The sequence below is a fragment of the Falsiroseomonas frigidaquae genome, assembly GCF_012163145.1.
GTDB lineage: Bacteria > Pseudomonadota > Alphaproteobacteria > Acetobacterales > Acetobacteraceae > Falsiroseomonas > Falsiroseomonas frigidaquae.
This window is the reverse complement of record NZ_JAAVTX010000001.1, coordinates 362,005-374,348: the sequence shown is the minus strand read 5'-3', so window position 1 is coordinate 374,348 and position 12,344 is coordinate 362,005. Positions and strand designations below refer to the sequence as shown.

Annotated in this window: 13 protein-coding genes; 2 read left to right on the top strand and 11 right to left on the bottom strand. The window is 72.6% G+C overall.

Features of this window, described 5'->3' with window-relative positions; translation table 11 throughout:
- Positions 1-153 precede the first annotated feature (153 nt).
- Positions 154-2,610: a hybrid sensor histidine kinase/response regulator gene (locus HB662_RS01805; protein ID WP_168046529.1), complete on the top strand. Its 2,457-nt coding sequence runs from the start codon at positions 154-156 to the stop codon at positions 2,608-2,610.
- 1 nt (position 2,611) lies between these two features.
- Here HB662_RS01805 and HB662_RS01800 read toward each other — a convergent pair whose 3' ends face one another.
- The 11 genes from HB662_RS01800 to HB662_RS01750 all read right to left on the bottom strand — a co-directional run bounded on the left by HB662_RS01800 (position 2,612) and on the right by HB662_RS01750 (position 11,644).
- Positions 2,612-3,352, bottom strand: a complete 741-nt coding sequence (locus tag HB662_RS01800) for a trypsin-like serine peptidase (protein WP_168046527.1) — start codon at positions 3,350-3,352, stop codon at positions 2,612-2,614.
- Complete coding sequence (locus HB662_RS01795) at positions 3,349-4,470, bottom strand: MFS transporter (protein ID WP_168046525.1); 1,122 nt, start codon at positions 4,468-4,470, stop codon at positions 3,349-3,351. Before HB662_RS01795 ends, HB662_RS01800 begins: the two co-directional genes overlap by 4 nt.
- A gap of 43 nt (positions 4,471-4,513) precedes the next feature.
- The gene (locus HB662_RS01790) at positions 4,514-4,987 is read right to left on the bottom strand and encodes a cupin domain-containing protein (RefSeq protein WP_168046523.1); all 474 of its coding nucleotides are present in this window, start codon (positions 4,985-4,987) and stop codon (positions 4,514-4,516) included.
- Between the two features lie 52 nt (positions 4,988-5,039).
- Entirely contained in the window at positions 5,040-5,546 is a 507-nt protein-coding gene (locus HB662_RS01785) for a copper chaperone PCu(A)C (RefSeq protein WP_168046521.1), read from the bottom strand.
- A 10-nt stretch (positions 5,547-5,556) separates the two neighbouring features.
- On the bottom strand, positions 5,557-5,907 hold the full coding sequence (locus HB662_RS01780; protein ID WP_168046519.1) for a hypothetical protein: 351 nt from the start codon (positions 5,905-5,907) through the stop codon (positions 5,557-5,559).
- Between the two features lie 10 nt (positions 5,908-5,917).
- The gene (locus HB662_RS01775) at positions 5,918-6,427 is read right to left on the bottom strand and encodes a YcnI family protein (protein ID WP_168046517.1); all 510 of its coding nucleotides are present in this window, start codon (positions 6,425-6,427) and stop codon (positions 5,918-5,920) included.
- A gap of 39 nt (positions 6,428-6,466) precedes the next feature.
- Positions 6,467-6,853 carry a DUF2946 family protein gene (locus HB662_RS01770; protein ID WP_168046515.1) on the bottom strand — a complete coding sequence of 129 codons (387 nt, stop codon included), beginning with the start codon at positions 6,851-6,853 and terminating at the stop codon, positions 6,467-6,469.
- 108 nt (positions 6,854-6,961) lie between these two features.
- Positions 6,962-7,765 (bottom strand): Bax inhibitor-1/YccA family protein, encoded by an 804-nt coding sequence (locus HB662_RS01765; protein WP_168046513.1) that lies wholly within the window; start codon positions 7,763-7,765, stop codon positions 6,962-6,964.
- A 118-nt stretch (positions 7,766-7,883) separates the two neighbouring features.
- Entirely contained in the window at positions 7,884-8,390 is a 507-nt protein-coding gene (locus HB662_RS01760; protein ID WP_168046511.1) for a nucleoside deaminase, read from the bottom strand.
- A gap of 21 nt (positions 8,391-8,411) precedes the next feature.
- A complete protein-coding gene (locus HB662_RS01755; RefSeq protein ID WP_168046508.1) occupies positions 8,412-10,928 on the bottom strand; it encodes an ABC transporter permease in 2,517 nt (838 codons plus the stop codon).
- A gap of 5 nt (positions 10,929-10,933) precedes the next feature.
- Positions 10,934-11,644, bottom strand: a complete 711-nt coding sequence (locus HB662_RS01750; protein ID WP_456305461.1) for an ABC transporter ATP-binding protein — start codon at positions 11,642-11,644, stop codon at positions 10,934-10,936.
- Between the two features lie 94 nt (positions 11,645-11,738).
- Here HB662_RS01750 and HB662_RS01745 point away from each other — a divergent pair, with 94 nt between their 5' ends.
- Positions 11,739-12,338 (top strand): arylesterase, encoded by a 600-nt coding sequence (locus HB662_RS01745; protein WP_245185376.1) that lies wholly within the window; start codon positions 11,739-11,741, stop codon positions 12,336-12,338.
- Positions 12,339-12,344: the final 6 nt, after the last annotated feature.

The window sequence follows — 12,344 nt, the reverse complement described above, 5'->3', positions numbered from 1 at the left end:
CGCCCGTCCGAGCCGCGTCCATGGCTGCTTTTTGCGGCCGCTGTCGGGCTAGTGGCCCTATGTCTCCTTGGCATCTACAGCATCCTCATGCACCGGGGCCAGCAGGACGCCTTATCGGATGCGGAACGTTTGACTCAAGGTGGTGCCGCCGGCTTGGCGGACCAGCTCACCCGCGCCATGCAGACAGTGGACCTCGTGCTGCTGGACGCCACCGACCGGCTGACGGAGCTGGATCCCGCCGCGGTCGCCCGTCAGGTGGCCAGCCGCATCCGTGACGTGCCGCAGATGCGCGCCCTGCTGGTGACGGATGCGCAGGGCTTCATCGTCTCCAGCTCGGTCGACGGGCTGCGGGAAGCCTCGGTGGCGGACCGCGAATGGTTCAGGCTGCTGCGCTTCGGCGGCCAGGCCGTGCGGCTCGGCGCGCCGGAGGCGGGGCGCTACCTCGGCCCCTCCGGGCGGGCGATCGGCCATGCCGGCGGCCTCTACGCGATTCCCTATGCCAGGGCGCTGCGCGGCGCGCGGGGCGAATTCCTCGGCACCGTGGTCGCCATCATCAACCCGGACTACCTGGTGGGCGTGGCCCGCCGGCATGCCGAGAGCTTCGGCGTCATCATCCGCATCCATTCCTTCCAGGGCCTGCTGCTGGCCCGCTCCGACGGCCGCGCGGATGGGGTGGGGGAGCTGAACTCCTCCTCCTGGATGTTCCGCGACTTCCTGCCGCGGCGGGAAAGCGGCACCTGGTCCGGCCTCGACCAGGACCGGGTGGAGGTCGTCGCCTCCTTCGCCGTCACCCGCCAGGGCGCCTTCGTGGTGGAGGTGGCCCGCAACCGGGAGGATGCGCTGGACAGCGCGCACCGACTGGGCGCCCTGCTGGCCGCCGGCGTCGCCGCCGCGGCAGTGGTCACGCTGGTGGCGCTGTGGCTGCTGGTGCGCCAGGCGCAGGCGCTGAAGCTGCAGGGCCAGCGGCTGGCCGAATCGGAACGCCACGCGGTGGCCGCCTCCCGCGCCAAGGAGGAATTCCTGGCCTCGATGAGCCATGAGATCCGCACGCCGATGAATGGCGTGATCGGCATGACCGGCCTGCTGCTGGATACGCGGCTGGATCCGCTGCAGCGCCGCTACGCGGAAACCATCCAGGGCTCCGCCGAGCACCTGATGATGGTGCTGAACGACATCCTCGACTTCTCCAAGCTGGAAGCCGGCGCGCTGCAGCTTGAAGCCGTGCCCTTCAACATCGAGGCCGAGATCGCCACGATCGTGGAGCTCTTCGCCCCGCGCGCCGCCGCCAAGGGGGTGGAGCTGGTCTGCGCGCTGTCGCCCGACCTGCCTTCGCGGGTGCTGGGCGACCCCGGCCGCATCCGGCAGATGCTGTTCAACCTGGTCGGCAATGCGGTGAAGTTCACCGAGACCGGCTGGATCCAGGTGGCGATCTCGGTGGAGGCGGAGCTGGATTACTGGCGGCTTCGCGCCTCCGTCTCCGATACCGGGATCGGCCTCGAGCGCGACAAGATCGCGCATCTGTTCGAGCGCTTCACCCAGGCCGATGCCTCGATCCGTCGCAAATACGGCGGCACCGGCCTGGGGCTCGCCATCTGCAAGCGGCTGGCGGAGGAGATGGGCGGCGGCATCGAGGCGGTGCCGCGGCTGGCCGGGGTCCGCAACGGCGGCGGCAGCGTGTTCCGCTTCACCGTCAAGATCGGCCGGGTGGAGGGCGACCAGCAGCCGCTGACCGGCCTCGCCGGTCGCCGCATCCTGGTGGTGGACGACCTGCCGCTGAACCGGGAGATCCTGGTGCGCCAGCTGGCCGGCATGGGGGCGGAGGCGGCGGCTGTCTCCGATGGTGGCACCGCGCTGGCCGCGCTGCGCGCCGCCGCCAGCCAGGGCCGGCCCTTCGAGGCCGCGGTCCTGGACGGGCAATTGCCGGATGGCGACGGCCTGGCCCTGGCGCGGCGCATCCGCCAGGAATGGGACGCCTTCGGCCAGCCGCGCCTGCTGCTGTGTGCCTCCGGCTCCGCCGATCCGCGTGCCGCCCAAGGCAGCACCCAGGGAAGTAGCCAGGCATCCGGCCAGGGGGTGCTGGATGGGCTGCTGCTGAAGCCGGCCCTGCCGACGCGGCTGCGCGACGCGCTGCTGCTGGCGCTGGCGCCGCGCCGCGCCGAACCGGTGCCGGCCGAGCCGCCGCCGGCGCCTGAGCCGGAGGGCCCGCAGGTCCGCATCCTGCTGGTGGAGGACAACCCGACCAACCAGCTGGTGATGCGGACCATCCTGTCCCGGGCCGGGGCGGCGGTGGATGTGGCCGGGGACGGCGCGCAGGCCGTCGCCGCCGGCCGGGGCGAGTTGTACGACTTCATCCTGATGGACCTGCAGATGCCGGTGATGGATGGGCTGGAGGCGACCCGCACCATCCGCGCCCAGCCCGGCCCCAACCGCAACGCCCGCATCATCGGCCTGACCGCCGCCGTCGGCCCGGAATTCGAACGGCAGTGCCGCGAGGCGGGGATGGATGACTACCTTGGCAAGCCGGTGCAGCGGGACACGCTGCTGCGGAAGCTGGGCCTGATCGGCCAGCAGCCCGCGGGAACCCATCCGGCCGGCACCCGCGCCGCCTGAGCTACTCGGTGCCCAGATTCGGGCCCAGATTCGGGCCCAGATCCAGGCCCAGATCCAAACCGGGTACCGCCACCGCCAGCCCGCCCCGTGCCCCGGACGTCGCGCCGACCGCCACGCCCATCACCGCCCAGCCTTCGCCCTGCCGGACGAGCAGCGGCCCGCCGGAGACGCCGCGCGTGGCGGCGCAGCCATGCCGCAGCAGCAGGCGGCCTTCCGCATCGCGCACCGCGCGCTGCACCTGGCATGCCGTATCGGCCAGCAGCGCATGGGCGCGGTCCTGCTGCCAGCCGCCCAGCATCGCCGCGCTGCCGGCAGCCGGAAGCTGCGTCGCCAGCGGCAGCACCGGGCCGGGCAGGGGGGTGGCGAGGCTCAGCACCGCCCAGTCGGCGCCGATCGGCCCGCTGGTCTCCGGCCGGAAGCCCGGGCCGATCCGCAGCGCGACGGCGGTCGCATGGGCCGAGAAGCTGCCACGGTCATAGCCGGCCAGCACATGCACCCGGCCCGGCTGCAGCATCCGCCGTGTCAGTCGCGCCACCAGGCAATGCGCCGCGGTCAGCACCCGGTCGGGCGCGATCAGAACGCCGGTGCAGCGGCCGCCGGCCTCGGATTGCACCCGCACCAGGCTGGACCAGGGCGCCTCCGCCACCGTCACGGGCCGGCGCGCCACGCTGTCGGCCACGCCCGGAAGCTGGGCCTGGGCCGGAAGCGCGGCCAGCAGCAGCAGGGCCAGGTGGCGGATCATCGCTTCACCGGCAACCGCCAGATCAGCCCGGCAACGCCCGCCGCCAGCACCGCCAGCAGCCAGGGTACCAGCGCCGCGCCGCCGAGATCGGCCGCCAGCCCCATCGCCGCCGGCACCACCGCCACGCCGAGCGTCGCGGCCGAGACCTGCAAGCCCACCGCCTGCACCGCCGCGGCGGCGCCGAGCCGCGCCGGGGTGCGGGCCATCAAGGTGGGGTAGATCGGCGCCAGCGCCACCGCCAGCAGCGCCAGCGCCGGAAGGTCGGCCACGCCACTGGCGAAGCCGAGCATGGCCAGCACTGCCACCGGCGCCAGCAGCCGCAGCAGGCGGTCCGGCCCGATCCGGTCCACCACGAAGCCGAGACCGATGCGCCCGCCGGTCAGCGCCGCGAAGAACAGCGTGGCCGCCGCCGCACCCTCCGCCGGGGTGGCGCCGCGCGCGGCGGTCAGGATGGTGGCGGCCCATTGGCCGGCGGCGGCTTCCAGCCCGGTGTAGAGAAAGAAGACCGCCACCTGCAGCCGTGCCAGCGGGTTCCGCAGCACGGTCCAGGCGTTGTGGCGCGGGCCATCGGCCGGGGCGCTGCCCTGCCAGCGCCGCCGGGTTGCCAGGAAGGCCAGGGTCAGCGCCGCCAGTGCCAGCCCCACCGCCAGGTAGCCCGCCTGCCAGCCGAAGCCCACCGCCAGCAGCGCCGCGGCGACGGCCGGGCCCAGCGTGGCGCCCACCCCCCAGAAGCCGTGCAGCCAGTTCATGTGGCGCGGCTGGAAGCGGGCCGCGGCGAAGGCGTTCATCGCCGCATCCACCGCGCCGCCGCCGGCACCCGCCAGCACCGCCAGCGCGACGAAGCCGGCGAAGGGCGGCGCGGCGGATTGCAGCAGCGCGGCGGCGGAGGTGGCTGCCAGGCTGGCCACCAGCAGCCAGCCGATGCCGAAGGCCTGCATCAGCTGCGCGGTGAACAGCCCGGCCAGCACATAGCCGCCGGCCGTCACCGCCAGGATCAGGCCGAGTCCCGCATTCGGCACATCGAAGAAGGGCCGCAGCTCCGGCCACAGGCTGCCCGGCATCGGGTCCGGCAGGCCGAGGCCGATGAAGGCCAGGAAGGCGAGGGCGAGGAGGGGCACGCCGCGGACCTACACCGGCCCGCGCCGCCCGGCCATCCGTGCCCTACCTTGAGGGCACCAGCGGCGTGCCGTCCTTGCGCGTGTACATGGCGGGCTGGTCGAAGGGCGGCGCCAGCATGTCGATGTCGCTGTAGGTGGCATCGTCGCCATCGATGCGGCTGCCGATCTCCAGCACCAGCGCCTCGGCGCCCGACAGGTTGCGGAGATGGTGGCCATCCGGGTCGCCGGCCTTGAAGCCCGCGGCGTCTCCGGCGCGCAGCACTTCCTCCCCGGCATCGGTCACCAGGGTCACCTCCCCCTGCACGACGAAGACGAATTCGTCCGAGCCCTTGTGCCAGTGCCGCTGGCTGGACCAGGCGCCGGGCGGCAGGCGCAGCAGGTTGACGCCGAACTGCGTCAGGCCGGCCGCGTCGCCGAGGCGCCGGCGTTCCCGCGCCCCGCAGGGCTCGTCATGCGGCACCGGGTAGGATGTGCCGATGAGCGGCAGGATGGTGGCGGGGTCGATGCGCTTGCCCATGCCGTGGCTTCCTTTCGATGAGGTCGCATCACAGCATGGGCAAGGCGCTTCGTCAGTGGCGGTGGCCGCCACCCGCCGCCGCGGGGCCGCGGGCGCCGGCGGATTGCACGGCGAGCTGCGCCTGAACCTCCCCGGCCTTCTCGAAGACCAGGGTGATGGGCACCGTATCGCCGCGGTTCAGCGGCTGCTGCAGGTCGATCAGCATGATGTGCAGCCCGCCCGGCTCCAGCGTCACCGCGCCATTGGCCGGCAGGTCGATCGCCTCCACCGGCCGCATCCGCATCACGCCGTTCTCATGGAGATGCGTATGCAGTTCCACCGTGCGGGCGATCTCGGCCCGGGCGGCGACCAGCCGGTCCGCCGCACCGCTGTTGCGCAGCGTGATGAACCCGGCGCCGACCCGGCCGGCGCCGGCGGCGCGGCTCCAGCCTGCCTCGGCCTGGATCGGGCCATGGTCGTGGCCCTGGGCCTGGGCCTGGGCCTGGGCGGGGGTCGCGCCGAGGCCGGCGCAAAGGCTGAGCAGCGCGCCGAGGCCGGCGCGGCGGGAGAATCCAGTCATCAGGCGCCCCTCAGCCCAGCATTTCGAGGCTGTCCGGGCTGACCCCGGCGCGGCCCTCGATGCGCCCGGCCAGGCGGGCCAGGTTGGCGGCGATACGCGCGCCGGCCACCGGGTCGCCCGTGGTGCAGGTGGCGTTGGCGATGGTCAGCGCGCGCTGCATCGCCATGGTCTCGGCCGGGGTGGCGTGCGGCATGGCGGCTTCCAGCGCCGCCCGCGCCGGGGCCAGCGCCCCGTCGCAGACGGCGGTGAGGTGCGCCTCCATCGCCTCCGCATCGCAGGCGGCGGCGCGGCGGGAGGAGAGCAGGCTGCCGGTGGCCACCGCAGCGGCGGCGAGGGGCAGGAATCGGCGGGTCTGGTTCATCGTCCGGTCCTCAGTTGCGCGGCAGCAGCCGCAGGGCGGGCGCGGGCATGCGGTAGTCGGTGATGCGGCGGCCGGGCTGCGGGATCTCGGTCCAGGCGGCCTGCTTGCCGTCCGGGCAATCCTGCACCACGGGGATGTAGAGCAACTCGCCTGGCGTGTTGGGCAGCCGCATGCGGACGACGAATTCGTCGTAATGCGCGCTTTCCAGGGAGCCGCCTTCCCAGATGATCTCGGCGAGCGGGGCGCTGGCGCCATGGCCGCCGGCGGCTTCCCCGCGCTGGGTCGTCCGCAGCGTCCAGCCCGGCTTCGGCATCGGCTGTGCCACCGTCACGCCTTCCGGCACCTGCACGGTGAAGCGGATGGTGGGGGCGCCTTCGCAGCCATGCGGGACGCGGAAGGTGGCGCGGTAGTAGCTGTTGGGAGCGGCCTGCTGCGATTCCAGCGTGACATGGGCGGCGGCCGGCAAGCCGGCGAGCGCCGTGCCGGCCGCCGCCAGCGCGGCCATCGTGATCTTGAACATGCGTATCTTCCTGAATCCATGGAGGGTCATCCGGTGGCTTCAGGAGGTCGGCGGGGCCCTCGGCGGTGGCTGGCAGCGCGGCGGAGGCGCCGGGTTGGGCGTGCTCGGCGTCTGCGGCGGCGCCGTCTGCACCAGCAGCAGGGGCGGCACCAGCGCGACCGGCGGCGGCGGCAGCGCCGCACCACCGACCCCACCGCAGAGCGGGCAGAGCATGCCGGCGGCATGGTCCTGCGGCGTCCGGTCATCCTGGTCCAGCACCAGGGACATGCTGCGCAGCCCCTCGGGCGTGCAGATATCCATGTGCAGCACGCCGCCCTGCACCCCGCCCTGGGGCGCGGCCAGCTTCAGGCAATGGCCGAAGGCTGTGCCCCACTGCAGCAGCAGCAGCAGGACCAGCAGCCGGGTAAGGGCGGGGCGGAGGCGCACGCTGCTTCCATACCACCGCCGGACCCCGGGACGGAAGCGTCCGAAACGGAAGCGGCGCGCAACCCTTCCGGATTGCGCGCCGCGTGGCTTGGTCTGGCTTGTCGCCCGTCAGTCGCTGTTCTGGCGCACGCCCATGAACTGCAGCAGCAGCTGGAACAGGTTGACGAAGTTCAGGTACAGGCCGAGCGCATCGAAGACGCTGCGCTTGCCGGCCTCATCCGAGCCTTCGGCGTAGGCGTGCTCGATGTAGTCGCCCTTGATCCGCTGCGTGTCGTAGGCGGTGAGGCCGACGAAGACGACGACGCCGATCACGCTGATGGCGAATTGCAGGGCGGAGCTCTGCAGGAACATGTTCACCAGGCCGGCGATGATGATGCCGATCAGGCCCATCAGCATGAAGCTGCCCAGCTTCGTCAGGTCCGCCTTCGTGGTGTAGCCGTACAGGCTGATCGCCGCGAACATGCCGGCCGTGATGAAGAAGGTGCTGGCGATGGAGGCGCCGGTGTAGATCGCGAAGATGTTGGACATCGACGCGCCCATCACGGCGCAGAACGCCCAGAACAAGGCCTGTGCGCTGGTCTTGCTCATCCGGTTGATGCCGAAGCTCAGCACCAGGATGAAGGCCAGCGGCGCGAACATCGCGGCCCAGCCCAGGATGGTCGGCGCTGTCGCGTTGCCGCGCGGCGTGCGGACCACCTGGTAGAACAGGCTGGCGATATCCGGGTTGGAGGCGATGAAATAGGCGACGATGCCGGTCAGCGCGAGGCCGGAAGCCATCCAGTTGTAGACCCGCAGCATGTAGGCGCGCAGGCCTGCATCCAGCGCGGCGGCGTCCACGCCCGCGGACCGCCCAGCGGGCTGGGTCCAGGCCGACGCGCCCGTCCGGAAGCGGTTGTCGGGACCGAGAGCCATGGTCAGAGAATCCTCCTGGCGGACGAGGGTGGAAAACGTCCGCGATGCCGCATCATATGGAGTTTCTGTAATCCGGATCAACCGGGCATCGGTGAAGAAGGCGTGGAAGATTGCGATCTCAGGCGGCGCCCTCGGTCCAATAGCCCTGGTGCGGGACCGCGCCTTCCGCCTCCAGCGCCGGGCCCACCACCTCCACCGCCTCCGCCGCCGTCTCCAGCACCGCGCGGCAGGACAGGCCGAGGCCCGCGGTGTGCGGCTGGGCGTTGCGCAGCTGCAGGATGGCGGCCGCGGACAGGCCGTAAACCACCCGGCCGATGCCGGTGTAGAAGATGGCCGCCGCGCACATCGCGCAGGGCTCGCCGGAGGAATAAATGGTGGCGCGCCGCAGCCGGGGCCGCGGCACACCGGCCGAGATCACCGCCTGGCAGGCATTCATCTCGCTATGCGCCAGCGTCCCGCCGCCGCCGCTGCCCTGGGTGGACAGGCCCTCCGCCAGGATGGTGCCGTCCTCCGCCACGATCACGGCGGAGAAGGGGCGGTCGCCGCGGGCGCGGGCCTCGCCGGCCAGCCGGAAGGCGTGGCGGAGGTGGTCTTCATCCTCGGGCAGCAGCATGTCGGTTTCCATGCCGCCCATCCAAGCCCGCCGCTACTCGTTGCGCAACAGTGGCGCGGGGCGGGCGCGGAGTGCGAGGGCGGTGCCGACATAGCCCAGCGCCAGGGTCAGCAGCACGCAGCCCAGCACGGTCAGCGCCAGGGTGCCGGGCAGGAAGATCCAGTCGGCGCGCATGACGAACCGCACCACCGCCCAGCTTGCGGCGGACCCGGCGGCAGCCGCCAGCAGCCCGGCGACCAGCCCGAGCAGGCCGAATTCCACCAGCCAGGCGCCGCGGATCTGCCGCCGCGTCGCGCCGATGGTCTTCAGCACCACCGCATCCCGCACCCGCGCCCGCTGCCCGGCCGCCACGGCGCCGGCCAGCACCAGCATCCCGGCCAGCAGCGTGACCGAGGAGGTCGCCTGCAGGGCCACGCCGATCCGCGTCAGCAGCCCGGCCACCGCCTCCAGCGCATCCCGCACCCGGATGCCGGAGATATTGGGGAAGGCATCCGTCAGCACCCGCAGCACGGCCGGTTCCACCGCCTCGGTGCTGCGGACGGTAGCGATATGGGTGTGCGGCGCCGCGGCCAGCAGGCCGGGGGAGGCGACCATGACGTAGTTGATGCCGAGCCCCCGCCACTGGATATCCCGCAGCGAGGCCACCTTCAGGTCGATGTCGCGGCCCAGCACGTTCACCGTGACGATGGAGCCGATTCCCATGCCCCAGCCGCGCGCCAGGTTGGCGTCGAAGGAGACCAGCGGCGGGCCGCTGTAATCCGCCGGCCACCACTGCCCCTCCGCCAGCCGCGTGCCCTCCGGCGGGGTTGCCGCATAGGTCAGGCCGCGATCGCCGCGCAGCGCCCAGCGGGTGTCTTCCGTCGCCTGCACCTGCTCCGCCGGCGTGCCATCCACCGCGACGATGCGGGCGCGGAGCGAGGGCACGGAACGAACCTCGGAGACACCGGGCTGCGCCGCGGCCAGGGCATTGAACTGCGCCGACTGGTCGGACTGGATGTCGATGAAGAAGAAACTCGGCGCCGCATTCGGCATCTGGTCCGAAAGCTGTCGGCGCAGATTGCCCTCGATTGTGGCGATCGCCGCCAGCGTGGTCAGGCCGATGCCGAGCGCCACCAGCATGGTCGGCGTCGGCGCGCCGGGGCGGTACAGATTGGCCAGGCCGAGCCGCAGCGTCGGCCGGCGGATGCCGCGCAGGCTGCGGGCCAGCGCCATCAGCCCGGTGGCGCCCAGCCGGAACAGCAGCAGGGTCAGCGCCGCGCCGGCGCAGAAGCCGAGTGCGAAGCGCGGCTGTTCCGCCGTGCCCACCACCAGCGCGACCAGCGCCAGCGCGGTGGCCGCATTCGCCACCAGGATGCCGCGGGAGGGCCAGCCGGGATTGGCGGTGACCAGGTCCCGGAACAGCGCGGCGCCGGGAATCCGCTGCGCCCGCCCAAGCGGCCAGAGCGAGAAGGTCAGCGCGGTCAGCAGCCCGTAGAGCGCGGCCAGCGCCAGCGGCGCCGGGTAGATGCCGAAGCGCGGCGGCACCGGCAGGGCTCCGGCCAGCGCCTGGGCACCGAGCCAGGTCAGCCCGAAGCCGGCGACCAGCCCGATGCCGATGCCGGCCAGCGCCAGCAGCACCACCTGGATAAGGTAGGTGGCCAGGATGGTGCCCGAAGGCGCGCCGAGGCAGCGGAGTGTCGCGATGGTGCGGCCGCGCGCCTCCAGCCAGGCGCGCACGCCGGTGGCAACCCCGATGCCGCCGACCAGCAGCGCGGTGAAGCCGGCCAGCACGAGGAAGGCGGTGGCGCGGTCCAGGAAGCGGTTCACCCCCGGCTCCGCCTGGTCCGCCGTGCGCACCCGCCAGCCGCCATCGCCCACGGCCTCGCGATACTGATCGGCGAATGCGCGCACATCGGTGCCGGGCGGCAGGCGCAGGCGGGTGTCGTAGGAGACCAGGCTGCCGGGCTGGATCAACGCGGTGGCGGGCAGGGCGGAGGCCAGGATCATGGCGCGCGGGCCGAGCACGGCGGGGCTCGCCACGCGGTCCGGTTCCTGAGCGATGGTGCCGGCGAAGACCAGGCTGGCCTCGCCGATGCGGATCCGGTCACCCGGGACCACGCCCAGTCGCTCCACCACCGAGGCCTCCAGCGCCACGCGGTGCTGCCCATCGGGGGCGGCGAGCGTCGCCTCAGGCGGGGCCAGCCGCAGCTCGCCATACAATGGATAGGCGGCATCGACGGATTTCAGCTCGACCAGCGCCCGCTCGCCGGAAGGGGCGACGGCCATGGCGCGCATCTCGATGACCTCGGAGGTGGCGGCGCCACGCTGCCGGGCCCAGTCCAGCGCCGCTTCCGGCAGCGGCTGGTAGTTCACCCGCACTTCGACATCGCCACCGAGCAGCCTGGCGCCATCGGCCAGCAGCCCGGCCTTCACGGCGCTCTGCAAGGTGCCGACCGCCGCAATGCTGGCCACGCCGAGCGCCAGGCAGGCCAGCACCAGCTGCAATTGGCGAAAACCGCCGCGCAATTCCCGCCGCGCCAGCCGCGCGCCGAGCACCAGATGCTGCATCATGGCGCTTATTCCGCCGCCAGCTTCAGGCCGGCGGTGTCGGAAACGATCCGCCCATCCTCCATCCGCACCTGCCGGCCGCAGCGCTCGGCCAAAGCCGGGTCGTGGGTGATCAGCAGCAAGGTGGTGCCGAGCCGGGCGCGCAGGCCGAACAGCAGATCCATCACCACCGTGCCGGTGGCGCGGTCCAGATTGCCGGTCGGTTCATCGGCGAGGATCAGGCGCGGTTCGGCCACCACGGCGCGGGCCAGCGCCACGCGCTGCTGCTCGCCGCCCGACATCTGGCCCGGGTAGTGGTCCAGCCGGTGGCCGAGGCCGACGGTCTTCAGCGCCTCCGCCGCCTTGTCGAAGGCGTCCCGCCGTCCGGCGAATTCCAGCGGCATGGCGACGTTCTCCAGCGCCGTCATGGTGGGCACCAGGTGGAAAGCCTGGAAGACGATCCCCACCTCGTCGCGGCGGAACCGGGCCAGCGCATCCTCGTCCAGCGCCCCCATATCCCGCCCGGCCACGGCAAGCCGCCCCGCACTCGGCGTCTCCAGCCCGGCCAGCAGCATGAGGAGCGATGTCTTGCCCGAGCCCGAAGGCCCCACGATGCCCACCGCCTCCCCGGCCGCGACCGAGAGGTCCACGCCGCGCAGCACATGCACCGGGCCGGAGGCCGCCTTGGCGGTGAAGACCAGCCCGGTGGCGGCGATCAGCGGCGATGCGGGTGTGCTCACGGGCGAAATATCCTGTTACGGCGATGTCATGCCATATGGGCGGCGTGCTGCGCTGCAAAAGGCGGCGCTTGGTTTCGGAGTATTGCTGGCCGGAATGAAGGGCGCCTCCGCCCAGGGGCGGCAGCTTCGCCTGCTGATGCTGGGTGACTCCATCACCGCCGGCTACGGCCTGGCCCGTTCCGAAGGGCCGCCGGCCCGGATCGAGGCGCTGCTGCGCGAGCGCGGCCGCGATGTGCGGGTGATCGATGCCGGTGTTTCGGGTGATACCACCGCGGGCGGCCGGGCGCGGCTGGAATGGGCGCTGGCGGACCAGCCGGATGCGGCGATCGTGGCGCTCGGCGGCAACGACGCGCTGCGCGGCCTGACCCCGGCGCAGATGCGGACGAACCTGACCGCGATCCTGGACGGGCTGGCGGCACGCAACATTCCGACCCTGCTGGCCGGGATGATGGCGCCACCCAATCTCGGCGCGGAGTATGGTCGCGAATTCTCGGCCGTGTTCAATGACTTGGCGGAGGCTCGGCCGGAGGTGGTGTTCTACCCCTTCCTGCTGGAGGGCGTAGCCGGCGACCCGGCGCTGAACCAGCCGGACCGCATCCACCCGAACCCGCGCGGCGCGCAGATCCTGGCGGAGCGGATGCTGCCTGCCATCGAAACGCTACTGGACCGCGCGGCCAATTCTCCTTCAGGCTGAGCAAGC